The sequence below is a fragment of the Desulfoplanes sp. genome (assembly GCF_054921335.1).
In genome coordinates, this window is the sequence record NZ_JBUDSQ010000023.1 from 25,446 (window position 1) to 49,397 (window position 23,952).

At 58.0% G+C, this 23,952-nt stretch carries 19 protein-coding genes and 1 pseudogene; 3 read left to right on the top strand and 17 right to left on the bottom strand.

What is annotated here, in order from left to right; translation table 11 throughout:
* Nucleotides 1-42: 42 nt before the first annotated feature.
* Together ACY692_RS07080 and ACY692_RS07085 are read left to right on the top strand one after the other, a co-directional pair.
* The gene (locus ACY692_RS07080; protein ID WP_462324653.1) at nt 43-270 is read left to right on the top strand and encodes a hypothetical protein; all 228 of its coding nucleotides are present in this window, start codon (nt 43-45) and stop codon (nt 268-270) included.
* Nucleotides 271-725: 455 nt separating this feature from the next.
* Nucleotides 726-2,111, top strand: a pseudogene (locus ACY692_RS07085) (methyl-accepting chemotaxis protein); the annotation flags it as partial.
* Nucleotides 2,112-2,245: 134 nt separating this feature from the next.
* Here ACY692_RS07085 and ACY692_RS07090 read toward each other — a convergent pair.
* From ACY692_RS07090 to ACY692_RS07105, 4 genes are all read right to left on the bottom strand, one after another.
* Nucleotides 2,246-3,847, bottom strand: coding sequence for a peptide chain release factor 3 (locus ACY692_RS07090; RefSeq protein ID WP_462324654.1), 1,602 nt, complete (start codon nt 3,845-3,847; stop codon nt 2,246-2,248).
* Nucleotides 3,848-4,352: 505 nt separating this feature from the next.
* Nucleotides 4,353-5,135 carry a sugar phosphate isomerase/epimerase family protein gene (locus ACY692_RS07095; protein WP_462324655.1) on the bottom strand — a complete coding sequence of 261 codons (783 nt, stop codon included), beginning with the start codon at nt 5,133-5,135 and terminating at the stop codon, nt 4,353-4,355.
* A 60-nt stretch (nt 5,136-5,195) separates the two neighbouring features.
* The gene (locus ACY692_RS07100; RefSeq protein WP_462324656.1) at nt 5,196-6,767 is read right to left on the bottom strand and encodes a sodium/solute symporter; all 1,572 of its coding nucleotides are present in this window, start codon (nt 6,765-6,767) and stop codon (nt 5,196-5,198) included.
* Nucleotides 6,768-6,771: 4 nt separating this feature from the next.
* Nucleotides 6,772-7,035, bottom strand: a complete 264-nt coding sequence (locus tag ACY692_RS07105) for a DUF485 domain-containing protein (RefSeq protein ID WP_462324657.1) — start codon at nt 7,033-7,035, stop codon at nt 6,772-6,774.
* Nucleotides 7,036-7,324: 289 nt separating this feature from the next.
* Between ACY692_RS07105 and ACY692_RS07110 the strand changes: the two genes are divergently transcribed.
* Complete coding sequence (locus ACY692_RS07110) at nt 7,325-8,365, top strand: putative nucleotidyltransferase substrate binding domain-containing protein (protein WP_462324658.1); 1,041 nt, start codon at nt 7,325-7,327, stop codon at nt 8,363-8,365.
* On the opposite strand, the gene ACY692_RS07115 is transcribed toward ACY692_RS07110, so the two are convergent.
* The 13 genes from ACY692_RS07115 to ACY692_RS07175 form a co-directional block, all read right to left on the bottom strand.
* Entirely contained in the window at nt 8,362-9,144 is a 783-nt protein-coding gene (locus ACY692_RS07115) for an RNA methyltransferase (protein ID WP_462324659.1), read from the bottom strand. The genes ACY692_RS07110 and ACY692_RS07115 overlap by 4 nt on opposite strands.
* A 136-nt stretch (nt 9,145-9,280) precedes the next feature.
* Entirely contained in the window at nt 9,281-9,985 is a 705-nt protein-coding gene (locus ACY692_RS07120) for a molybdopterin-guanine dinucleotide biosynthesis protein MobB (RefSeq protein ID WP_462324660.1), read from the bottom strand.
* Nucleotides 9,986-10,213: 228 nt separating this feature from the next.
* Complete coding sequence (locus tag ACY692_RS07125) at nt 10,214-11,254, bottom strand: ABC transporter ATP-binding protein (protein ID WP_462324661.1); 1,041 nt, start codon at nt 11,252-11,254, stop codon at nt 10,214-10,216.
* Entirely contained in the window at nt 11,251-12,039 is a 789-nt protein-coding gene (locus tag ACY692_RS07130; RefSeq protein WP_462324662.1) for an ABC transporter permease, read from the bottom strand. Before ACY692_RS07130 ends, ACY692_RS07125 begins: the two co-directional genes overlap by 4 nt.
* Before the next feature lie 113 nt (nt 12,040-12,152).
* Nucleotides 12,153-13,124, bottom strand: a complete 972-nt coding sequence (gene wtpA, locus ACY692_RS07135) for a tungstate ABC transporter substrate-binding protein WtpA (protein ID WP_462324663.1) — start codon at nt 13,122-13,124, stop codon at nt 12,153-12,155.
* Between the two features lie 515 nt (nt 13,125-13,639).
* A complete protein-coding gene (locus ACY692_RS07140; RefSeq protein WP_462324664.1) occupies nt 13,640-14,155 on the bottom strand; it encodes a MauE/DoxX family redox-associated membrane protein in 516 nt (171 codons plus the stop codon).
* Nucleotides 14,122-15,885: a rhodanese-like domain-containing protein gene (locus tag ACY692_RS07145; protein ID WP_462324665.1), complete on the bottom strand. Its 1,764-nt coding sequence runs from the start codon at nt 15,883-15,885 to the stop codon at nt 14,122-14,124. Before ACY692_RS07145 ends, ACY692_RS07140 begins: the two co-directional genes overlap by 34 nt.
* A gap of 10 nt (nt 15,886-15,895) precedes the next feature.
* Entirely contained in the window at nt 15,896-16,444 is a 549-nt protein-coding gene (locus tag ACY692_RS07150) for a peroxiredoxin family protein (RefSeq protein WP_462324666.1), read from the bottom strand.
* Nucleotides 16,445-16,466: 22 nt separating this feature from the next.
* Nucleotides 16,467-17,180 carry an STAS domain-containing protein gene (locus ACY692_RS07155; protein WP_462324667.1) on the bottom strand — a complete coding sequence of 238 codons (714 nt, stop codon included), beginning with the start codon at nt 17,178-17,180 and terminating at the stop codon, nt 16,467-16,469.
* Nucleotides 17,177-19,231 (bottom strand): ATP-binding protein, encoded by a 2,055-nt coding sequence (locus tag ACY692_RS07160; protein WP_462324668.1) that lies wholly within the window; start codon nt 19,229-19,231, stop codon nt 17,177-17,179. The genes ACY692_RS07155 and ACY692_RS07160 overlap by 4 nt, the downstream gene beginning before the upstream one ends.
* On the bottom strand, nt 19,228-20,475 hold the full coding sequence (locus ACY692_RS07165; protein ID WP_462324669.1) for an ABC transporter substrate-binding protein: 1,248 nt from the start codon (nt 20,473-20,475) through the stop codon (nt 19,228-19,230). The genes ACY692_RS07160 and ACY692_RS07165 overlap by 4 nt, the downstream gene beginning before the upstream one ends.
* A gap of 18 nt (nt 20,476-20,493) precedes the next feature.
* Nucleotides 20,494-22,428: a molybdopterin biosynthesis protein gene (locus ACY692_RS07170; protein WP_462324670.1), complete on the bottom strand. Its 1,935-nt coding sequence runs from the start codon at nt 22,426-22,428 to the stop codon at nt 20,494-20,496.
* Nucleotides 22,429-22,512: 84 nt separating this feature from the next.
* Nucleotides 22,513-23,757, bottom strand: a complete 1,245-nt coding sequence (locus tag ACY692_RS07175) for a molybdopterin molybdotransferase MoeA (protein WP_462324671.1) — start codon at nt 23,755-23,757, stop codon at nt 22,513-22,515.
* Nucleotides 23,758-23,952 lie beyond the last annotated feature (195 nt).

Consider the following 23,952-nt stretch of genomic DNA (forward strand, 5'->3'; position numbering starts at 1 on the left):
TTTCTTGTAATCCAATAATGCACAAAAGGGAAGGTAATGGGTATGGATGCTAGCTTGCAGGAAATGATCAAAATGTTGACGGTCAAGGAAGTTCTGTTTGCGGACGAAAAACGGGCGGCCATTGATTTCGGTCATTGCGTGTGTGTGTTTGAAAACCATGGGGGAAAATGGCATACAGTGGGGACCTCTGAAAACGGCGAAAGCGGTCTTTTTTACGAGGACGCCCAAAAAGTCTTTGCCGACCGGGCCGAGGTTGCCCAGCGGTTGTAGATTTTTTTATTTTTATAAAAAAACGGAAAGGCGGGACATTTGTCCCGCCTTTCCGTTTTTTTTTTGATATATGCATTGCACTTGCGTTACAAAAGGGCTACGGGGCTGAGAGTTATTGAACCCTTTGTCGTACAACCACGTAAATATCCTTCAGTATTTTTTACACGTATTGCAACGAGGTGGCTATGAGAATCCAAAACACGCGGACCTGGTTTTTGTTGGCTTGCACAGGGTTTGTATCCATCCTTGTCCTTGGTCTGGTCATGCTCGCTTCCGTCAAGATCCACGCGCTCGGTTCGGAATATTCCCAGGCGGTGGTGGAACGATCAATGGAGACCTTGTCGGTGGAAGAGACCGCGGTCCGTACTCAAAAGGCGGGGCTGGCCCTGTTTTTTTTAGGGGGACTCTCTGCGGTTGTCATCCTTCTCCTTCTCTACATGCTATACTCCCGTCTCGTTTCCCGGCCTCTGGATGCGATTGTTGGGTTTGCCCGGCGGATAGCATCCGGAAATTTCGAGACTGAATTGGAGGGAAATTTCAAAAACGAGTTCAAGGTGCTGGCTGGAGATATTACAGCGATGACCGACAATCTCAAGGAACGGTTGGGATTTGCCAAGAGCGTCCTGGAGGGGTTGACCGTTCCGGCACTCGTTGTCGGGACGGATCGGACCATTCAGTTTGTCAACGACCAGCTTCTCGCCATTTTTCACAAAGAGGGAGATGGTTCCGACTATTCGGGTCAGGAATTGGCTGCGTTCCTGCCTGATGGTCAGGAAGCAGGGGCGAAGCTTAAAACTGTTTTGGAGAGCGGGGAGCCGTTGACTTCTCGCCTCCGTCTGAAGACGGATCAGGGTACGACCGTCCATCTCCAGTTTTCGGGTAGCCCGTTGCGGGATCTTGACGGGGAACTCATCGGGGTCTTGGGAACCTGGTTCGATGTGACCAAGATTACCGAACAGGGACAATTTATCACGGAACAGAACAAGCGCATGCAGATAAGCGCGGAAGAGGCTGCGGAGATCGCCGATCATCTGGCCACGGCTGCCGAGGAACTCACCGCCCAGGGCAACCAGATCAGCAGTGGCGCCCAGACCCAGGGGCAACGGATCAGCGAGATGGTCACCGCATTGGAAGAGATGAACGCCACGGTCATCGAGGTGGCCAAGAATGCCTCCGGGGCCGCCGAGGTAGCGGACACGGCCAAAAAGGAAACCCTGGATGGCGCGGGCGAGGTGGACAAGGTGGTTGTTTCCACGGCCAAGGTACAGAAGTCTGTTCTGGCCCTCAATCGTTCCCTCAAGGTGCTGGGCGAAAATGCCGGTGATATCCGGAGCGTGATCGAATTCATCAACGATATCGCGGACCAGACCAATCTGCTGGCCTTGAACGCGGCCATCGAGGCAGCACGTGCCGGTGATGCTGGGCGTGGATTCGCCGTGGTTGCCGACGAGGTGCGCAAACTGGCCGAAAAGACCATGGAAGCGGTCAAGAAGGTCGGACCCATCATCGGGACGATTCTGAGCGGAGTTGATGATAATCTGGAATCCTCCGCAGATGTGGTCGAAAAAATCAAGGCCGATGTGCAGCGGGCCAGAGAGGCTAGAAACAAGATCCGGAGCATTGTCGGGTTCATCGAGGAGAGTGCGGCCCAGGTTCAGAGCATTGCCACAGCTGCTGAAGAACAGTCGGCCGCCTCCGAAGAAATCGCCCAGTCGGCCGAAGAAGTGAACGTTATCGCCACGGAAACCTCCAGCGCCATGGATGAATCGTCCGAAGCAACTGCCGAACTGGCCCAGTATGCCAACGAGTTGAACGGGATCATCCAGACCATGCAGCAATGACCGGGGCGGCAGGAAGGGGTATGGTCAATTAAAGGAGACCGCTTTTGTATCCATGGAAAAACGCCATCAGACGCGATGTCTGATGGCGTTTTTCCGTGCAATCGTATCTGCAGATTAGCAGAGCACGGAAGGTCTCATATCTTTTCCCGCGTGGTATGAAAGACAATATCCGGCCATTGTTCGATGGTATAGTCCAGTCGCCATTTGCTCGGTGCAAGATAGGTCAGGGCACCTTCGGCATCCAGGGCCATGCTGGATTGGAAATCCCGGGTGAACCGGTCCAGTGTTTTTTGCTGATCGCTGGTCACCCAGCGGGCGGTTTCCGTCTGGACCGGCTCGTAGATGGCCTCGACCCCATACTCGTCCCGCAGGCGGGCGATGATCACGTCGAATTGGAGCACCCCAACCGCTCCGAGGATGTAGTCGTTGCTGACCATGGGCCTAAAGAGCTGCACCGCTCCTTCCTCGGAGAGCTGGGTCAATCCCTTGTTCAACTGTTTGGATTTGAGGGGATTTTTCAAAATGACCCTGCGGAAGTGTTCGGGCGCGAAATTGGGGATGCCCGTGAATTTGAGGGACTCCTTGTCCGTGAACGTGTCCCCGATACGGATGGTTCCGTGGTTGTGCACTCCGATAATGTCCCCCGGCCAGGCCACTTCCACCCCTGTCCGGTCCTGGGCCATAAAGATGGTTGCGTTGGAGATCTGAATCTCCTTGCCCAGCCGGTGATGGCGGACCTTCATCCCACGGGTGAACGTGCCCGAACAGATCCGTACAAAGGCGAGACGGTCCCGGTGGGCCGGGTCCATGTTTGCCTGGATCTTGAAGGCCACGGCTGAAAAATCCTCTTCGTAGGGGGAAACCTCCCGGGTGGTCGTTTGACGCGGCCTGGGGGGGGGAGCGAGTTCCACAAAGGTATCCAAGAGTTCCTGGACACCGAAGTTGTTGATGGCACTGCCAAAGAAGACCGGAGTCTGGAGTCCCTTGAGATAGCGTTCCCGGTCAAAGGGATAGCCGGCCCCCTCGATGAGTTCGAGATTCATGCGCAGTTCGTCGGCACGGTGGCCCAGGATTTCGTCCAGTTTGGGATCGTTCAGATCGTTGATGACGATGCCTTCCTGGATTTTTCCGCCGTGGGTGGCGGAGAACAGGTGGAGCTGCTTTTTGTGGATGTTGTAGGTCCCCTGGAACTGTTTCCCCATGCCGATGGGCCAGGAAAGGGGGACGCATTCGATGTGCAGGGTTTTTTCGATGTCCTCGAGGATGTCCAGGGGGTCCAACCCGTCCCGATCGAGTTTGTTCACAAAGGTCATGATCGGGGTGTCGCGCATGCGGCAGACGTCCATGAGTTTGCGCGTCTGGACCTCGACACCCTTGGCGCTGTCAATGACCATGAGGGCCGAGTCCACGGCGGTGAGCACCCTATAGGTGTCTTCGGAAAAGTCCTGATGGCCGGGAGTGTCCAGGAGGTTGATCTCATGGTCCTGGTAATTGAATTTCATGACCGAGGTGGTCACGGAGATGCCGCGTTCCTGTTCCATGGCCATCCAATCGGAGGTGGCGTACCGGTTGGCCTTGCGGGATTTGATGGTTCCGGCCATCTGGATCGCCCCCCCGTAGAGCAGGAGTTTTTCGGTCAGGGTGGTCTTGCCGGCGTCAGGATGGCTGATGATCCCGAAGGTCCGGCGTCTGTCCACCTCTTTGGTGAGTTGTTTGATGGAAATATCTGGTGCCATGTGGGGTACCTCGAAAATAAAAAGGGGTTGCCCTGCCGGATGGCGGGAAAGATGGAAAGGGTGTGGTCGGGGGATGGTTGCGCGGGACGTCAACGTACGCCTGAATTCCACAAATTGAGAGATAATCGGGGAAAGGTCAAGGGGAAAGAAGTGCGCAGTTCGCAGTTCGCAGGGCGCAGGGGGGGGGGTGGATAGTGGGGGGACAGGGACTCGGGCGATTTATGAATCGCCCGTTTTTGCAGGCCCCCGGGAGGGGCTGCAAAAACAATCTTTCGGCATCCTGTATTGCACCGGGTGTTTTGACGACCGAGATTACACCAGAACGAATGAGAAAGACGTTGTTTTCAGGAGGCCCAGACGATTCCCGTCATATGTGCGACTTGCTGTTTTTCTGCACCTCCCGGGGCGCAGAAAAACGGGTAATTCATGAATGCCCCCTACAACTCCACTCGCTGTGCAGGGGACAATGAAACTCAATATCTCGCAATGGTTTGGGTTGGAGGGGTTACATGAAAAAGGAAACCATCTCTTCCCGAAGGTCGCGTAACCGGGCAACGGGATCCTGACCTCGAAAGGCGGCCGGGGTGACTTCCACGGTCAGATTGTTCGTGTAGCCGTCCCGTGCGATCAGGGCCAGGAATTCGAACAGGGGAAGATCACCGGTACCGGGCCAGAGGTGTTCCTTGATGCCGGATGCGTCCGAGAAGTGGATGTTGCTGACCAGGCAGCGGGGGATGCGCTCCCAGGCTTGCAGAATATCGTAGCCGCTCACTCCGAGATGGCAGGTGTCCAGGGTCATGTGTGTCCGCTTCTTGGCACACAGGGTGGCCAGTCCCGTGAGCGGGTCCCTGGCAAAGGGGGATTGCTGGCTCCATGGAAGGTTTTCAATGCCCAGACGCAGCTTGGGGCCGGCTTCCATGTCCACGGGCAAGTCATAGGAAGACCGGAACCACCAGAACAAAGAGAGCTCACCCTGCCTGAAATGGGGCGGATGCAGGGTGATATGACGGCCATGTTCCAGATGATTTCCGAGAGCGATGGTCTTCTTCCATGCGTGCAGATGTCCTCCCCACAGTGCCCACTTTCTGAACGGGGCGTGCAGGGAGATGATTTTACAGTCCCCGGTCTGGCCCCGGAGCTTTTCTGCAACGAGCATGTCCGGGTGTGAAAGGATGAGCTCCAGCCCGTCGAACCCGGCATCCGTGCAGATCCGGGCGATCTCTTTTAGGGGGCGGTCGAAGAGACAGCCGGAGGAGAGGAGAAATGTCGGTCGGTCGGGGTGGGGCATGGTTGCCTCCGATTGGATGCCCTCGGTAGGGGCACGGCGCGCCGTGCCCCTATGTTCGGATTATTGTTCCGGGCCGTGGAGGACGGTCATGACTTCATCCACATCATGGGGGATGGCCGACGCCCCCTTTGATCCGAGCTCCATGCGTGAGAAACCGTAGATGGCGGCAAAGGAGAGGAGCATGACGAATCCGCCGGGATTCTGGAACCGGAGCATTTCCGGCATCCAGGATTTGCCGAGGATCATGACGAAGGAGCCGACAATGCCCGTGGCCAGACCGGCGATGGCACCGTTCTTGGTCATCCGTGGCCACCAGATGCCCATGACCAGGACCGGGAAGAAGGTGGAAGCGGCAATGGCAAAGGCCAGTCCCACAAGGACGGCGATCTGCATGGATTCCGCGGCAAATCCCAGGGGAATGCCCAGGAGTCCCACGCCCAGTGATGCGATGCGGGCGGTCTTGACCCTGGTCCGTTCCGGCAGGTTCGGGTTGATCAGATTGACCACGAGATCATGGCCGATGGCCCCGGCGCAGGTGATGATCAACCCGGCAACCGTGGACAGAATGGCGGCAAAGGCCCCGGCAACGACCAACCCCATGAGGATCTGTCCGCCGAAATATGATCCTGCCACGGGGACGGCCAAATTTTTGCCGTTTTCAGCCAGCCAGGTTGCCAGATGGGAGGGCATGCCGAGTTCGCCGGACCGCAGAAAGACATACCGGACAACATGGCCCACGTATGGGGAGAGGATATAGAAACAGCCGATGAGCAGCAGGACATAGATGACGGTCTTCCGGGCCGCCTTGCCGTCGGGCGCTGTGTAGAACCGGACCAGGATGTGCGGCAGCCCTGCCGTGCCGAACATGAGCGCCAGGAGCAGGGACATGGTGTCCTTGATGTTCGTCAGCCAGTATCCCGGAGCCATGTAGGCACTTCCGTCAAAGATCTTTCCGGACACGGGTTCCGGTCCGTTGAAACTCTGCAGAAATCCGGTGATCTCGGTATACGTGAATCCCTTGAGCATGAACGGGATGAACGCGAGCAGGAACATGGACCCGAACATGATCCAGAACTGGACGAGCTGGTTGATGGTCGTACCCTTCATGCCGCCCACGGTCACATAGACGGTGATGATCAGGGAGATGACCACGATGGCGGTCTTGTAATCCAGTCCCAGAAGCAATCCCATGACCTTGCCCGCGCCGAGCATCTGCGGGGCCATGTAGAACATGGATACAAACAGCACGCCGACAATGCCCCAGATCCGGGCGTGGCGTGAGTGGAAGCGTTCGGACACGAAGTCCGGAACCGTATATTTACCGAATTTGCGCAGGGGGGAGGCCAGAAACAGGAGCAGGGCGATGTACCCGACAAAGAACCCGAATGCGTAGATGATGCCGTCGAACCCCTTGAGAAAGGCGATCCCGGCAACCCCGAGAAACGAGGCCGCGCTCAGATAATCACTGGAAATGGCCGAGGCGTTGATGAAGGAATTGACCTTGCGGCCGGCCAGATAATAGTCGGCCGCGGTTTTCTGGACCCTGAAGAGCCAGGTGGTGACAACGGTGAAGGTGAGCATGGCCCCGATGAGGATCAGGGCGGTGGTGGGAACCTGGTAAACTGTATCCATGGGGCTACTCCCGCGAGTGTTTGGTTTGGAGGGTGTCTTCCATGGCATTGGCCGCTCTGGTGTAGATGATGAAAATGATCCAGGTTACCGGATAGATGACCAGTCCTACGAGTACGTAATGCAGGGGCATGCCGAAAAGGGATTGCGTGGAGATCCAGTCCCTTCCGATGTATACAAGAAGGTACAGGCCGATAATGGATGCGAAGTAGGGAATGCCGAATGCCAGGGCAAAGGCGAGTTGTTTCTTCCGCAGTGCGTTTACGTCCATGGTGTGCCTCCAGGGAAATGGTTGGTGGTGTCCATCCTGTTGTACACGATCCCGGTTGCGGGGCCACTCCTTTTAGGTGAACGGTCGGCCCCTGGATCCGATTGTTGTGACGGACCTTCCATGTTCCGGCCTCAACCGATCGAACCCGGGGATGGGCCGTTCGTTGTCATGGTCTGGTCAGGTCCCCGTGGGGTGTGATAGAGGGATGGGAACGACGATTTTAGGGGTTCGATCGGGGTGAACGGAGGCAGAGAGGCTCTCAACTACGCATATCCACCAGGAAAGGGCGATGAGCGAAAGACCATGGTACGGCGATGCGGCCGCAAGGGGCAAAACGATGCTGCGTCTGGTCGAGCGGGGTGATCTTGAAGGGATACGGTCCGGGCGGATCGCATTGGTCCGGGATGGGTTGGCGAACATGGGTGATGCAGCAGGCGTCTCCCGAGACGTCTCGTTATTTAATAAGGACCTTGTGGGGGCGATCATCGCCACCCATACCCGGGACCATGCATGGCTCGGGGGGTGCACCTGGCTGGAATTCGGGTCCGGGGGACGGCAGGAGCAGGTTCTGTCTTCGGACCAGGACAACGGGCTCATCTATCCGGTCCATCCGGACGGTCATGATCTGGATGAGGTGACCCAGGACATGGTCATGACCCTGGATGGGGCAGGAATGCGGTTGTGTCCGGGCGGCGTCATGGCCACATCGGAGAATTGGCGGGGTACGGGTGAGGAATGGAGCGAACGTTTGCGCGGATGGCTGGCCAATCCCGTGGAAAAGGGACCGTGGCAATACGGACTCATTCTCGATTTCAGACCGCTTGCCGGACCCAAAGGTGCTGCCCTTTGTCTGCGGGAGGAGTTATGGGAGTATGTCCGGACCCGCCCGCTCGTCCTGCGGCTTTTGGCCGCTGAATTGGAAGGGTACCGGATCCCCTTGACCATGTGGGGCAATTTCGTGCTCATCAAGAAGGGGCCCTTCCAGGGGGGGCTGGATATCAAGAAATCCGGACTGGTCCGTATGGCAACGGCCGCTCGCATTCTGGCCCTGAAATACGGTCTGACCATGCACCATACCCTGGACCGGGTCCATGAACTGGCGAGACAGGGACATATCGGGGAAAGGCTTGCCAAGCGGATGGCCCGTTTCTGGTCATGGACGCAGGGCAAACGATTGTCCATCGGGCTCGAGGAACTGGGGGCGGGGAGAACGCCGCATAACGTCATCTATCCCTATCGGTTGGACCGGGGGGAGATGCTCCTTCTCAAGGACGGATTGCACGCGGTGGAGAAGTTGAGCCGGCTGGTTCTGGAAGGGGCGGGGTTTTAGGGTGAAGGAGGCGGCCTGTGCCCTGCGTCCTGTGCGCTTTCCCCCTTTTTCGCCTTGTTGACGATCCATTCAATCTGCCGACAAATCCCCATGAGCAGATTGAATTCGTGGCGTTTCATTATGAACCGCTGCAGAAAGCGGCGCATGGGGAGCATAAAATACTCCGGATTGTCATCGTGCAGGAAGTCGATATCCATGAGTGAGGTCTTGATCCGTTCGATCAGGACCTCTTGTTCCCTGTGGGTAATGGAACGGATGGGAGCCTGGTCGTTCGTTGCGGGGGGGGGCGAGGATTGTTTGAAAATCTCGTAGAGGATGATCAGGGCTGCCTGGGCCAGGTTCAGGGAGGTCATGTCCCGGTGGGTCGGGATGCAGACGAGTTGGCCGCAGATTTCGATTTCCCGATTGTCCAGCCCGCTATCTTCCGGGCCGAAGACTACGGCCACGTTTTCGCCGCTTGCAAGCTGCCCGGCAATGGCCGTGCCCGCCTTTTCCGGAGTGGTGAGGGACTTGCGCCATCCCCCGGTGCGGGCCGTGGTCCCGTAGACAACGGAAAACGGGGCCAAGGCCTCGGCCAGATCGTCGACAATGGTGACCCCGTCCAGGAGCTGTCCACTGTGCGGGGTTGCCAGACGTTTGGCCCGGTCTACGTCCCAGTTGCGGGGGCTGACCAGGATGATCCGACGGCATCCCATGTTCATGCATGCCCGGGCGACAGAACCCACGTTCTCGGGGTATTTGGGGCGGACCAGGACGACGGCGGTGTTCATTTCATTCATGATTTTGGATAGATAGAGGATATAAGATGAAAGATATAGGATAAGGACAGGGGAGACGGGAGACAGGAGACGGGAGACGGGATAAAAAATAGTGGATTTTGACGGTATCCTGTCGCCTGCAGCCTCTACCCCTTTTTTATTTTAACGTAATCTTGATCGTTGCCCCCGGCACATAGCCTTTGAGTGTTGCCAGCTGGGCCTTGAGGGATCCTTCGATCATGTCTTCCACAAAGGATTTCATGGGCAGGGGATGGCCGTTTATAGTGATTTTCATGCCTGTATGGAAGGCCTTGCACTCGGCCGGGACGGCCTCTCCCCGGACGATTTCCCGGGCCAGGGTCAGGCAATCCGGGCGGCCACAGGTCTTGCAGTCCAGGCCGGCCAGGATGAATCCACGGGCCAGAACCACCTTGGCCAGGTGTTCCATGGAGGTGAAGGATGTCAACCCCTCGGCCCGCACATCCCCCCAGGTTCCAAGGGCCAACCCTTTGTCCAGGGCTGCGGCCTCCTCGGGTGATTTAAGGACCAGCACACGGGGCAACCAGGTCAGGGATTTGCCCCCCTCCACCAAAACAATATCCGCCTTGATCAGGGGGAGCAGGTCTGGGAGGTAACTTTTTTTCGGCCAGAACATGGCGGTCTCGTCGGGACCGATGCCGGTGACCTGTTCGCAGACCTGTCCCAGGGCATGGGTGTCGGTTGCGGGTTTATCGAATCCCTCGTGGGAAAATTTGACCCCGGCAACGGTGTGGCCCATTTGGGTGAGTTGTTTTGCCAGGCCGGTGGTCAGGGTGGTCTTGCCGGCATTCTTGTAACCGATGACGCTTATGGCGATGGGCATGGGTCGGTTCCTTGTTGTAATTGGGGGCGGAATGGGGACCAAAGCCAGACTCCGGGATCGGAGGTCTTTGTCATCCACGGGATTGGTCCGGGACCTCCGTGGATTTGGCGCTGTGTTGACGTTTGTCCCGCGTTTGTGGCGCTCTAGATCCCGGCCCTTCGCCGTGGATGACGATGACGGCCGGGGTGCGGTCATGGCGGGAAGACACGGTCATAAAAAACGGGACCCTCATCCCGGCAAAACGTGGACCTTGTGGGCGTGGAAGCCGATGTCGATAGTCTGGCCCGGCCTGATTTTTTGGTCCAGAACGAAATGCTTGTCCCAGACCGCTTGCAGTCTGAGCCCGGCCACATCGATCCAGACGTCGAAATAGAACCCCTGGTGGGCGATGTTGGTGACGGTCCCGGAAAAGGTGTTCTCGAATCCGTTGTGGCCTACGCGCAGGGGGCAGATGTCCTCTGGACGGATGGCCAGGAAACGGGCGTTGGTGTCGCTATTGGGGGGCAGGGTCACGGTTGGGCCCAGGGTCCGGGCCCGGTTGGTCGTTATCGTTGCCTCCAGAATGTTGCGTATGCCCACGAATCCGGCGGTGAACCGTGAATTGGGCCGATCGAATACCTGCCCGACGTCTCCCTGCTGGACGATGCGTCCTTCTTTCAGGATGGCAACCTTGTTGGCCAGATAGAAGACGTCGGAAAAACTGTGCGAGACCATGATCATGGTCGTTCCCAGCTCCTGATGGATGGAGCGTAGCAGATCCTTGATCTCTTCGCGCAGGACCGGGTCCAGGGCTGACAGGGGTTCGTCCAGGAGCAGGGCCGCGGGTTCAAGAATGAGGGACCTGGCCAGGGCGACACGCTGCTTTTCTCCCCCGCTCAGGGAGGTCGGTTTGCGGTGAAGAATGTGGGCTATCCCCAGTTTTTCGACCAGGAATTCCAGGTGGTCATCGATGCTGTTCTGGGGAAGGTCATGAAAGGACGTCCCGTAGAGGATGTTCTTGCGTACGCTCAAGTGGGGGAAAAGGGCAAAATCCTGGTAGACGATGCCAAGGCCCCTTTTTTCAGGTGGCAGGTTCGTGATATCCGTGCCGCTGAGCCGAATGGTCCCCTGGTCGGCCGGGAGCATGCCCAGCATGGTCTCCAGGACGAGGGACTTGCCCGCCCCGGTCGGACCGATCAGGGCGAAGAAATCCCCCTGGCCGATGACCAGATCGATCGCTTCCAGGGAAAAACCGGGCAGGGCCAGGTGCAGATTGGAAATTTCGATCATCCCATCTCCGGTTTTGGCCTGGAAACAAGGCGCATGGCCACAAAAAGGAGCAGGGACACGCCGATGAGCCATACGGAAACCGGTTGGGAGTACCTGAGCCCGTAGGCGGTGAACCGCTCGTAGATAAGGACCGGCGCGGTCATGGGATGGTAGGCCACGATGACCACGGCCCCGAATTCGCTGATGGCCCGGGCCGTGCACATAATCATCCCCAGGACCATGCTCCGCCAGGCCAGGGGAAAGGTGATCCGAAAGAATGTCGCCCCCATGGAGGCCCCCAGGCTGCGGGAGACGTTCTCCAGCCGTGTGGGAATGGCCTCGAATCCGGCCTTCACCGTGTTGATGTAAAAGGGCATGCCCACAAAGGTCAAGACCACGATGATCCCGGTCAGGGTGCCCATGACCCCGATACCCATGTCGGCCAGAAACCGTCCCAGGGGATGGTTCCGTCCCGCCAGGCTGAGGATGGCGATGCCGATGACAGGGTGGGGGATCATGATGGGCAGGTCGACGATGGCCTCTACCAGGCTTTTGCCCGGAAAATCCCGTCTTGCCATGAGATAGGCCAGGGGCGTGCCGAAAACAAAGCAGATCAGGGCCGCTGCCAAAGACGTGCTCAGACTGCGGCCAATGGCCGTAAGGACCACCGGGTCGTTCAAGCTCTCCCATAGGGCGTCCCCGGTGGGAGCCAGGACCATCTTGGACAGGGGGAGGACAATGAGCGCGATGAGCGGCAGGCTGAAAAGGATCAGCAGCCAGGAAAAGGAGTTTACTTTGATGGTCATGGGCACCGATGTATATGGTTCGGGGCGTACCGTAGGGGCGGACCTCGTACGGGGTCCGCCCCTACACGTGATGGGTCCTCATGTGCGGGGGGGGCAGATACGGGACCGCCGTTCTAATTCTTGACCCCCACCAGGGGCTTCAAGGCTGCGGGCAGCTTGTCGTACCCGGCCTGGTCGGCGATGCGGCAGGGAATGAACGGGGGCTGGCCCATCTCCTTGAGGACCTTGAGGCCGCCATCGGGGTCGAGCATGTACTGCAGGAAGGCGATGGTCGCTTCCTTGTTCGTGCTCTCCTCGATCATGGTGATCCCGTAGGTGCAGGATTTGCCCTTCTTGACCTTCCAGGTGCCGGGCTTCTTGCCGGTCACCTTGACCTCGGCCATCTTGTAGAAACTGTCGTATTTGTAGTTGCCCAGGTTGATGTGGTCGTTCAGGGTGACGTACTTGAGCCCGTGCTGCACGGCAACGGACAGGTATTCCCATGCGTAGTCCATGTTCCCGGTCTTGAGCAGGTTGACCAGTTCCACGGATTTGGGCCGGACATTTTTCATGGGCCGGTTGTCCAGGAGTTTTTCGTACAACCCCTTGATGCCGTAGAATTTCTCAGCCAGCTGGAGGACCATCAGGCTCCTATACCCGCAGGGGTCCAGGTTGGGATCGGAATGTCCCCAGACGACGCCCTGCTTCTGGAGGATTTCGTACCAGTTGTCCGCACTGATTTCTTTGGCGTAGCGGCTTCTGTCCGTATAGCAGAGCACCAGCTGGTTGGTGGCGAAGCGGACGTTCCAGGCGGCATTGTTCGGGATGAGGTTGTTGTCGATAACCTTGTAATCGGCCGAGGCCATGATGTCGGCATATTTTCCCACTTCCGAGATGAGCCGGGCCATTTTGGTCGACCCGCCACCTTCGCGGAGGATGTCCACTCCGGGATATTTGGCTTCAAAATCCTTTTCGATCTTGGCCAGGGGTACGGTCAGGCTCCCTGCATGGAAGATGACGACCTTGCCCGACGGAGCGGACAGGGCTGGGGATGCGGACAAAACGATGCCCAGGACAAGGGCCAGGGTGGATACCAATGTTTTCATGCGGGTTCTCCTTGTTTTGAAGATGGTATGTGTGCGGTTATGGCTCTATTGACAGTGACGGGATGCCCGACAGGGCCGTTTATCATGGATTCCATACGGCCCGTCCCGGTTGGTCCTAGAAGGCCGGGTGTATGGATGGATTGCGTATATTATCAATCGTACAAGGTGGTTAATAAATCCAAGGGACGCAGGACAGCGGGGACTCCGTCCCGATCCATGGGAGAAATATGGATTAGGTAAAAACTGACACAACTTACAATAATGGATTGTTGATGTCTATAGGATGGGCTGCGCTGTATAGGGGGGGGGCGCATTGCCAAAAGCATGGGGGGGGGGAAGAGGTCTGAGCAACCCATTCCAATATGTCGGATTGTCCCGCGAACGTTCTCGCGTGTGCTCAACCCGGGCGGTATTGTCGGGGTGGATCTCCGGATAATGCACCTGGATAGGTACTCTTCCAGAGTGGTTGGGTGTCGCGTGGGATGGTGAGATAAAGCGGTGGGAAGGGGCAAGACTCAGGCCCCGGCCTGACGGAGTCGGTTCATCAGGGTCCGGTCGAGCTGAAGCCAGGAGTCAAAGAAATAGATGTACCCGCACATGGCCAGCCACACGAGATCGCGGAGCAGGGTGGTCACGGTCATGGGATCTTCCACCGCATGGAAGCATCCGCAGCTGATGGCGGTGCCCCGCCACAGATTGATCCCGATGGCCAGGGTGAACACGAGCATGAGGGAACCGATGATCATGATGGCGGCGCGGGCCCGGACCCCGGCGATGAGCAGAATGCCGCAGATAAGTTCCAGCCAGGGCATGACCACGGCCAACAGATTGACCGCCCAATAGGGCACGAGCATGTAATTGGCGATATTGGTCGCGAAATCGGCCGGATAGCTGATTTTGCTTAAGCTGGCATAGATGAAGATCCCTCCGATATACAGCCTGAGAATAAAGGCGATATACCGGTTGAAGGCCAGGGCGAGGAGTCGCTCGCACCAGGTCATGGGGAGACCGGGTATCCGCGGCGTTGCCATTCTTTGAATCCTCCGATGAAAATGTTGACCTGTTCATGGTCCCGGGAACCCAGCTTGTAGGCGATGTCCCGATCGTAATGACGGCTTACTGTCCGTCCGTACACGATAATCGGTCGCTCCAGGTCCGCGTTGCCCAGAAACATGGGGTACATGGCCTCGAAGAGCGCGGGAGAGAGATTGATGGCTCCGGGAATGTGGCCCTGGCGAAAGAATTCCTGGGGACGGGCGTCGATGAGCAGGGCCCTTCCGGTTTCCCCATTGGTGACCACCTCCTCCAGGCCGACCTCGGCCATTTGGGCCTGGGTCCATTCCTGGGGGATGATCGAAATGCCGCGGGGACTCTTGAGGTTGAACAGCAGCCCCAGCAGGGCGGCCACGATCAGGATGAGCACGAAATCAAGTCCCGTGGCCCGCTGAATACGATGGGATTCCCTGTCCAGGGTCTGCCTGATGCGTTCCCGGGTTTTTTCCATCACGTCGATGGTCTGATGGGCCCGGGTCAGTTCGTCGATGGTGGTTTGGAGTTCGAGGTTTCTGTGTTCGAGATTTTGGTTCAGCCGGGTGATGGTCTCAAAGGCAAGGACGTTTTTTATGTGGACCATGAAACTGGTCATCTGCGCATGAAAGGTTTCGGCATCATCACCGGTCTGGGTGGCGTCATGGTGGAAGCGCGAGAAGCCGATAAGCCCCATGGTTTTTTGGTCCAGGATGAACAGATGGGCCTGTTCGGGGCACGGGAACGGAAAGGCGAGTTGTCTGAAACAGGCCGTGTCCTTGATCTGTCCACAGGTCAGGGGTTCCAGGGTCTTGGTGGTCAGATTGGACAGGGCGCAGAACAGGAGGTTTTCAGCCTGGTCGCTCGTGAGATCGGTCCAGGAGAATCCCCGTTGGGTCTGGAGAACCGATCCGTCGTCCCGCTTGACCAGGACTATGAATCCCTGCCTGGCCCAACGGGTGCCGAGGACGTGCAGGAGGAACGAGCGCAGAATGGTTTGCGGATCATCCAGGAACCTGAGTTCCGTGTTCACCCCATTGAGGGACGAGAGTTTCAGGACTTCGCGGTCGAGCTCTTTTTCCTTGTTCTCCAAACGGGTCACGGTGGCTGAGAGCCGTTCGTTCTTTTGCGCGAGTTCGTTGTTCAGCTGCTGGACGTGGCTGGTGAGGATGGCCGATCCCAGTGAGGCTGTCAGGGTCGGGACCAGGGAGGTCAGGATGTATCGCTCGTCAGGGGTGAAGTCTTCATGGGTGATCTTTTCCCCAAAGGCCAGAAATCCCTGATACCGGTCGTCGATGGTCCAGGGGATGACCAGGATGACCTTGAAGGGAAAGAGCTCCGAGCCCAGGGTGGTTTTGTGGAGTCCGAAAAAGGGGACCGACGGGCTCTCGGGCTTGTCCTCCGAACTCAAGGTGTCGAGGTGATCCTGGAGGTGGATGAGGTTTTCCTGCAGCCTACTGATTTCCTGATCCGGGATGTTCCGTCCGACAATTTTGCCGGTGCGTCCTTGCCGGTCCACCAGGCCGATCACGCCCCGGGACACGCCCATGGGACCCATGGCCATGAGCAGGAATTTTTCCATGATCTTGGCTGGTTGGCGGAGACCTACCAGTTCCCGTGAGGTGTGGAAGAACGACGTGAGGTAGAAAAGCTGCCTGTCCACCCCGTCCTGTATGGGTTCGGCAGGGTGCGGAGCCTGGATCACATCGTGAGGATCATTGCCGTTTCGGGTCATGTCGGGCGTGTCAGGGGACCAGTTTTTTGATGGTCCGGTAAAAGGAGTCGATGTCCTCGATGACCCCCAGGTGGGTGTACAGCACGGTGCCATCGGGGCGCAGGAGCATGGTGAAGGGCGTCAGGGGCTCGGACAGTGCCTTGTGCACGGTGTAGTCAGGGTCCTGGAGGACCGGAAAGGGGTATTTCTGGGTCGTGACGAGCAGGTCCACCTCGGAACTGTTGCCCCCGGCGGCCACGGCGAGCATCTTGACGCGATTCTTGAGTTTGCCCCGCTGGATGCGGGCGTGCAGCTCTTTGAACAGCGGGAGCTGTCTGTAGCATTGGGGACAATAGACGCCGATGATTTCCAGAAGGATCAGATCCGCCCGAACATCGGCGGGGCCGAAGTCTTGGGATGCGTCGACGCCGAGATAGCGTATGTCGTCGGGATTGTCGGGACAGGCAAGGGAAATGGGCGGCAGACACGTTCCGGGCTCTGGGGGGGACTGGGCCGGTGTCGGTGCGGCCAGGCTCATGAGGACGGCCAGGCCAATGGTCACGATTCGTACGGTCGCCATGAACATGAAAAACTCCTGTGGATTATGCGCGTGCGGCTTCTTCGATGGTATCGTAGATGGTTACCAGATTGGTCATGCCCACAAGGGAAAAGACCTTGCGGAAATTTTCCGACAATCCCGAAATGCTCACGGGGATGGATTGCTTTTCGCTGTCAAGCAGCAATTGGGTCAGGATGGCGATGCCCGCACCGTTGATGGAGGCGTTTTCACTAAAGTGGAGAATGAGCTTGTCCCTCTTGAGCGCTGTGGCCTGTTTATAGGTTTCCAGCAGAAACGGTTCGGACTGGGAAGTGATGTTGCCCTGGAATACGATGGCTGCGTATGTTCCATGGTCCTCCAGAGTGATTTCGTCCTTTTTGGACCGATTGATGTCGACGCGTTCCTTGGCCCTCTGCAGGGCCTGTTCCAGTGCATGGCGCTGGATGGGCTTGTTCAGAAAGTCCGTGGCATCCAGATTCAGGGCCTCGATGGCCAGGTCCATGTCCCCATGACCGGTGATGACGATGACTTCGGTGGCAGGGTCGATTTTTTTGATACGGCGGAGCACTTCTATGCCGTCCATGCCCGGCATTTTGATGTCCGTCAAAACGATGGGCGGTCTTTTGGCCCTGAAGATCTCTATGCCTTCCTCCCCGTTTTCCGCGGTCAGCATGTCGTAGCCGTAGACGCTCAGAAAAAGGCCGAACATCTTGAGCGTGGGTCGTTCGTCATCGATGACGAGAATTGTTTTGTTCATGTATTCGTCTCCAACTCTTCGGCCACGGGAAAGGATATGGTGAAGTCGGTTCCCCGGCCGGGCGTGCTCTGGATCTGGATGTCACCGTTGTAATCCTTGATGATTCCGTAGGTGATGGCCAGGCCGAGCCCCATGCCCTGTCCTGTTGCCTTGGTGGTGAAGAAGGGTTCGAAAATACTGGTGATGACCTCATCTGGGATACCGATGCCGTTATCGCCGATCCGAACGACCACCCGATTCGTTTCCCGATCGGTGGTCACCGTGATCCTGCCGGAAAGATCCTCGCCTGTCTTCTGTTTCTTTTCAACGATGGCATCCCTGGCATTGGTTATAAGGTTGAAGAAGACCTGTTGTAAACGGTTGTCGTGGGCCACGATGAGCGGAAGATCCGTTCCCAGGTGCAGATCGAAATTGATTTTTTCCAGAAGAAACTGACGCCGGACAATGGAGAGGACGCCCTCGATGGGTTTATTGATGTCGATACGCTCCCGAAAGAGGGTTGATTTGCGACCGAATGCCCTGAGGTTGTTGATGATATCTGTGGCACGGTCCACTTGCCGGCTGATGTCCTGGGCGACCTGGTTGAACAGGTCCTTGGGAATATCCCGGTCGTCTTCCAGAGACATTTCCAAAAATTCACTGCCCATCTTGATGGCGTTCAGGGGTTGGTTCAACTCGTGGGCGATCCCTGCGGACATTTCGCCCAGGGTTTTCATTTTACTCGCCTGGATGAGCTGGGCGTCTTTTTCGATGATCTCGGTGATGTCCGTTGCCGAAACGATGATCGCCTGTTTGCCCTTGTAGCTGATGGGGCAGGCATGGGCGTTGACATAGAAGGGCGATTTGTCTTTCTTGTACTGGATCATCTTGGCAAATTGGACATAGTCGGAAGCCTGGTCGTTCTGTTCAAAGAGGTTGATGAACTCCTCGGTCTGTTCGGGACCCAGATCCAGAAACGAGGTGCCGATGAGTTCCTTCTTGCCGAAACCATAGATCTCTTCGGTCCTGCGGTTGGCGTCGAGAATGGAATAGGTGCCGCTTTCCAGGACAAAAATGGGGTCAGGGCCGCTGTCGAACAGCGAACGGTACTTGCCTTCGGATTCCTGGAGTCGCTTGCGGTACAGCCGAATGCTCCAGACCATGTTCATGAAGGAGTCGGCCAGCTGGAGAACCTCGTCCCCTTCACGTTTGTGGTAGAAGACACAATTTTTGCAATTGTGCAGGACTTCGTCGCAGTGGTCATGGTCGCCCAGTCTGGACTGTTCGTCGAAATGCCAGCAGGGAACATTGCTGTCCCGATAGGCGGGGCATTGCGAGGCGTCCCACCCCTCTTCCCGCTCTCCGATGTCCAGCTTGATGTCCGTGTCGAAATTGCCCTTGCTGATTTCGTCGGAGATGCTGGTCAGCTTGGTCAGGGGGCGGGTGATATTCTGGGCCAGTTTGTGGCTGATGAGAAAGATGATCACAATGACTGCGGAGATGAATCCTAGAAAGGTGATCCTGAGTTTGGAGACCAGGTTGTCCATGTGTTGTTTGCTGAGTCCTACATGGACCGTGCCGATCCGATAGATTCCCTCCTTGATGGGCACGGCGATGTCATACGTCGGGTGGCGGTCGAAATCCATGAGTACGACGTTATTGTCCTGGCCCGGACCAACCTGGTTGGCCCGGGCCATCTTGTCCGGAAAGGGCTTTGACAGCGTATGGCTGAGGACCTTGTTGTCCCGGTCGGTCACATAGATGTAATTGATCATGTGCTGACGTTCGAGCAGGGTGGCTTCGTCAAAGATCAGGGCCAGGAGTTTTGGGTAGTTCTTGTCCAGGACATAGCCGCCGCCCCGTTCGGCAATGCTGTGGGCAATGGCGATACCGCGGAGCTGGAGCTCCGAGGATAGGCTGGAGACCAGAATCCAGCGGGCAAGCAGCGCGATGGTCGCACTGATGATCAGGATGACGACCAGGATAGAGAAAAAGATCTTGTTCTTCAGACTCTTGTGAGAAAATTCCTTGATCTGGCGGGAGATGCGCATGGCAAGAGAGGGATGGGTCATGGTTGTTCTCCCGGGGGGTAGTCGAGCAGCTCGGGCCAGGTGTCAAAGAGTTCAAAGGTGCCGTTGACCAGTCTGGTGAAATAGACCCGCTCCATGCCCTGGTGGTCGGAGGGGCTGAAGTTGATGACCGTGTCACCGCCCAGATGGAAACCCTGCAGGGATTCGATGGCCGCGATGAATTTTTCTCTGGTCAGGTCGGGACCGGCTTTTTCAAGGGCCTCCACCAAGACCTTGGCGTTGATGTACCCCTCAAGGGCCACAAAATCCGGCTTGCTGTCCGGAAAATACCGGGCCATGAGTTCCGTGAATTCCGTGGCGTCCCCCAGCAGACGTTTGGTTGCCGGACCGGCCACGGGCGGGACCACTTGGGACATGATGATCCTTTCCCGGCTCTTGGGGCTGAAATGCCGGGCGAACTCCTCGGCGCCCACAAAGGATACCGTGTAGAAAATGGGATTGAAGTTCCGGGCCGAGGCCAGACGGATGAATTTGGCACAGGGATCATAGGTCCCGATCATGACCACGGCCTCGGCACCTGATGACGCGATGTGGTCGAGACCCTCCTCCACATCCATGGTCCCTCGGATGTAGGACCCCCTGGCGACCGGAGCCAGATCGAATTTTTTCAGGGCCAGTTCCGTCCCGGTCAGCCCGTCGAACCCATAGGCGTCGTATTGGTAGAAGACCCCGATTTTCGTGAGCCCCAGGTCCTTGACCATGTGCTGCACGGCCGCTTCGGTTTCCTGGTAGTAGGAGGCCCTGATGTTGACGATATATTTGTTGAAGGGCACGCGCAGGGCGTTGGCGCCGGTGAACATGCCGACCAGGGGAATCCGGGCGTCCTTGACCAGGGGGATGATTTTGACCGTGGTCGGGGTGCCCACATAGCAGAACAGACTGAAGACCTGGTCCTCGATGATCAGTTTTTGCGTGTTGGCCAAACATTTGGGAGGATCGTAACTGTCGTCGTACGTGATGATCCGGATCTGTCTGCCATGGACCCCGCCCTGCTCGTTGATGTGCTTGATGTACGCCTGGGAACCGACGCAGATCTGGCGCCCCAGATAGCTTGCGTGGCCGGTCCGGGGGAGCGAAGACCCAAGGACAACCTCGGTGTCCGTCACCCCGGGAGGGTGGTCGTCCGGATCGGTGGCGTGCTGGTTCGTATTGCAGCCGGCCAGGCCCATGGCTATGATGGTCAGGGCGACCCAGAGGGTCGGCAGGGATGGGCGGAATGTTCGCATAAGATTCTCCTTCCTCCTTTACGCTAAACCTTGTCCCGGCTCCATGATCCTGCCCGTGAGCGTGGTTTCGTAGCCGCCAAGGGTTTCGATCCGTTCTTGGGTGGCGTTCTCGCGGATCAGGGCCAGCAGGGTTCGGATCTTGGGATCATCGAAATGGGTTTTGGGAATGAGCAGGTCGTACCGCTCCCTGGCCAGGGGGACGAAGTCGAGGTGCAGGGCCTTGGCCGCGGCAAAGATGCCCAGTCCGCAGTCGGCCGCGCCCGTGAGGACGTTGGCGGCCAGGGCCATATGGGTGAACTCTTCACTGGCATAGCCCACGATGTCGGTCGGGGACTTGCCCGCCTGCTTGAGGGCGTGGTCGAAAAGAATGCGCGTCCCTGCTCCTCGCTGGCGGTTCACAAAACGGGCCTGCTTGGCGATGAGGTCTTCCATGCTCAAGATGCCCAGAGGGTTGCCCGGCGCGACGATGAATCCCTGATGCCGGATGGCCAGATTGACCACGACCAGGTCCATGTCTGGAAGATATTTGCGGATAAAGGGAAAATTGTAGTCCTCGGTTGCCGGGTCGAAGAGATGGGCACCCGCCACCATGGTCGATCCGGATTTGAGGGCCGTGAGCCCGCCCATGGAGCCCACATGGCTGGAAGCCAGATAGAGGGGGTCTTCCAACCCCATGAGCCCATTGGCCAGAAGGTCCACGGTATTGTCGTGGCTGCCGATGACCAGAAGGGTCCGGTCGAGTTCGTTCTCGGGCACGAGCAGCTTGGCCCTGACCGGTGCTCCCTGCTCGACGCCCTCGCTGGTGGCCGGAATGGAGGCCATGCCGTGGGCCTTGGTCAATGTGGTGATCATACCCGCTCCCCGGGCCAGGGGAATGGCCACGTTTTTCTCCCCGACCTTGCCGATGGCCAGCCGGACCCGCTCCTCAAGTCCTAGTTTGGACGGGACCTTGCGGGCCATTTCCACGGTGATCTCGGGAGGTTCCCAGACACGGGCCCGCGAGAGCCATGCCACGATGGTCCCCAATAACTCTTCGATACACACCACCGCGCTGACCGGATATCCCGGAGCTCCCACCACCAGCCGTCCCTGCACCGTGCCCAGGATGGACGGCTTGCCCGGCATGACCGCGATGCCGTGGACCAGCACCTCTCCTAACCCGTTGATCACCGATTTTGTATAATCCCTGCTCCCGGCCGAGGAACCCGCTCCCACGATGACCACGTGGGCCCCCTGTCCAATGGCCTGCTCGATGGCCTCCTTCAGGGCATCGGGATTGTCCGGGACCGGGGCAACGCTCTGGGAGGTACAATTCCAGGCCTTGGCGATGGACAAAAAGACCTGGGAGTTGCTTTCGATGACCTGGCCCGGCCCGGGGACGGGCCGCGAGGTGAAATCCAGGACTTCGTTACCTGTGGGGATGATGGTCATGCGTACGGGTTCCCACACCGCGACCTCCCAGATTCCCGCGCTGAGCAACGCCCCTATGTCATAGGGGGAAAGGGTGTGATTCTGGGGAAGGAGCAGTTCCGTGGCCACGATGTCCTCGCCGATACGCCGGACATGCTGCATGGGAAAGGCCCCTTTTTCGATGGCTACGCCCTCGTCCGTGTCTTCGAGAACATCCTCGATCATGATCACCGCATCCATGCCTTCGGGCAGGGGATTGCCCGTGTTCACGGGGATGAAATCCCTGCCTCTCTTGAGACGGAGGGGACTCCCTTCCCGGGCTGCAAAGGTGGAGTTCGCCTTGACCGCGATCCCGTCCATGGCTGCGGAGTGGAAGGTTGGTGAAGACGTTTTGGCGTATACGGGGCCGGCAAGAACCCGGCCGGCCGCTCTGTGGGAGGGAATGGTCTCTTGGCGGATCAGTCCGTCCCGGTCCAGGGCCGCTGTGACTCTGGCTATGGCCTCGGGAATGGTCATGAGGTCGAGGTAGATGTTTCGTTCCATGGAGAAATCCTCGGAGTGGGTAGGAATGCAGAATGGGATGAGTGGGCCGTCTTACGAGTGCGCAGGACTCCGTGCGCTGTTGTATCAAATCATCCAGACCATGATCTCGGATCCGGCGAGCAATCCTTCGCTCTGGGCCGGAATGCGCACGAGGCCGTCGCAATGGACCAGGGTCTTGAGCAGGCCGGATTTACCGGTTCTGGGGATAGCCTGGATGGTTCCTTCCGCATCGGCCGGTGTCAGCTCGACCCGGATATAGTCCTCCCGTCCCTGTTTGGAGGCCACGTTGGTGGCCAGGCGGGCAGGGATGCGCGGGCGGCGGGAGGTGTCCAGGGCATGCCTGTTGCCGCCCAGATGGTCGAGCAGGGGGCGGCCGAAGACGAGCATGATCACCTGGGCCGAGGTGACCTGTCCGGGCAGTCCCATGATGGGTTTGCCGCCCACGGTGGCCAGGATGGTCGGTTTGCCGGGGCTCACGGAGACCCCATGGGCCAGGATTTTCGAGTCGGGCAGGGAAAGGATGGCCTCGATGGTCAGATCCCGTGTGCCGACGGAGGACCCCCCGGAGATGAATAACGCGTCGTTCTCCGCCAGGCCTTGTTCAAGAATGGCCACGATGCTCTCGAGGTCGTCCTTGACCAGGCCGTACGGCCTGGGCTGGGCGCCCACGTTGTCCAGGAGGCAGGCCAGGGTGGAGGTGTTCACGTCCCTGACCTGGCCCGGCCTGGGGGTCTCGTGGACCCCGACGAGCTCATCGCCTGTGGAGATGATCCCTGCCCGGACCTGTTTGAAGGCGTGGATTTTTGTGATGCCCAGTGCGGCCAGCATCCCGATTTCCTGGGCACGCAGCCGTTTCCCTCTGAGGAGGACGGTCGATCCCTTGGCCACGTCCTCGCCCGCGAGCATGACATTGTCGCCCGGGGCCACGGTCTTGCGGATCTCGATGGTGCCCGCCCCGAGTTCCTGGGTGTGTTCGACCATGACCACGGCATCGCTCTCCGCGGGCAGGGTGCCTCCCGTGGTGATGCCCATGCATTCGCCGCGGGCAAGGGGCGCAGCGGCGAGTTCGTCGATCCTGAGGTCGAGACTCTTTTCGAGATAGGCGGGGTTGGATTCGGCGGCTCCAAAGGTGTCCTGGGCGTGCACGGCGAAACCGTCCATGGAGGAACGGTTCACCAATGGAAGATTCTCCGGTGATTCGATGTCGCCGGAGAGAATCCGTCCCAGGCCGTTTAGGGAATCAATGCGTTCCCCGTCCACCTGGGGCAAGGCTTGTATGTGGTCGAAAAAGGCTCTGGTCGAGATGACGGTAAAGAAATCGTGTTTCATGTGGGGCATGCCTTGGCTGATGTATGGTTGGTAGAGGAGGAACTATGTAGGTACATTTTTTGGGAATCAGGATTGTAAGAGATGGTGGCCTGGATAGGTACTGAGCGGATATGTTTTTCGGTGTATGATAGGAAAAAAATTTGTAACTATTCAGCCTGCCTTCCCCAAGAATCAGAATTACAAATTTAAGAAATT

Coding starts and splice junctions, on each gene's coding strand:
- ACY692_RS07080 (WP_462324653.1), top strand. CDS start 43: ATGGATGCTAGCTTGCAGGAAATGATCAAAATGTTGACGGTCAAGGAA.
- ACY692_RS07090 (WP_462324654.1), bottom strand. CDS start 3,847: ATGGCACCAGATATTTCCATCAAACAACTCACCAAAGAGGTGGACAGA.
- ACY692_RS07095 (WP_462324655.1), bottom strand. CDS start 5,135: ATGCCCCACCCCGACCGACCGACATTTCTCCTCTCCTCCGGCTGTCTC.
- ACY692_RS07100 (WP_462324656.1), bottom strand. CDS start 6,767: ATGGATACAGTTTACCAGGTTCCCACCACCGCCCTGATCCTCATCGGG.
- ACY692_RS07105 (WP_462324657.1), bottom strand. CDS start 7,035: ATGGACGTAAACGCACTGCGGAAGAAACAACTCGCCTTTGCCCTGGCA.
- ACY692_RS07110 (WP_462324658.1), top strand. CDS start 7,325: ATGAGCGAAAGACCATGGTACGGCGATGCGGCCGCAAGGGGCAAAACG.
- ACY692_RS07115 (WP_462324659.1), bottom strand. CDS start 9,144: ATGAATGAAATGAACACCGCCGTCGTCCTGGTCCGCCCCAAATACCCC.
- ACY692_RS07120 (WP_462324660.1), bottom strand. CDS start 9,985: ATGCCCATCGCCATAAGCGTCATCGGTTACAAGAATGCCGGCAAGACC.
- ACY692_RS07125 (WP_462324661.1), bottom strand. CDS start 11,254: ATGATCGAAATTTCCAATCTGCACCTGGCCCTGCCCGGTTTTTCCCTG.
- ACY692_RS07130 (WP_462324662.1), bottom strand. CDS start 12,039: ATGACCATCAAAGTAAACTCCTTTTCCTGGCTGCTGATCCTTTTCAGC.
- wtpA (WP_462324663.1), bottom strand. CDS start 13,124: ATGAAAACATTGGTATCCACCCTGGCCCTTGTCCTGGGCATCGTTTTG.
- ACY692_RS07140 (WP_462324664.1), bottom strand. CDS start 14,155: ATGGCAACGCCGCGGATACCCGGTCTCCCCATGACCTGGTGCGAGCGA.
- ACY692_RS07145 (WP_462324665.1), bottom strand. CDS start 15,885: ATGACCCGAAACGGCAATGATCCTCACGATGTGATCCAGGCTCCGCAC.
- ACY692_RS07150 (WP_462324666.1), bottom strand. CDS start 16,444: ATGGCGACCGTACGAATCGTGACCATTGGCCTGGCCGTCCTCATGAGC.
- ACY692_RS07155 (WP_462324667.1), bottom strand. CDS start 17,180: ATGAACAAAACAATTCTCGTCATCGATGACGAACGACCCACGCTCAAG.
- ACY692_RS07160 (WP_462324668.1), bottom strand. CDS start 19,231: ATGACCCATCCCTCTCTTGCCATGCGCATCTCCCGCCAGATCAAGGAA.
- ACY692_RS07165 (WP_462324669.1), bottom strand. CDS start 20,475: ATGCGAACATTCCGCCCATCCCTGCCGACCCTCTGGGTCGCCCTGACC.
- ACY692_RS07170 (WP_462324670.1), bottom strand. CDS start 22,428: ATGGAACGAAACATCTACCTCGACCTCATGACCATTCCCGAGGCCATA.
- ACY692_RS07175 (WP_462324671.1), bottom strand. CDS start 23,757: ATGAAACACGATTTCTTTACCGTCATCTCGACCAGAGCCTTTTTCGAC.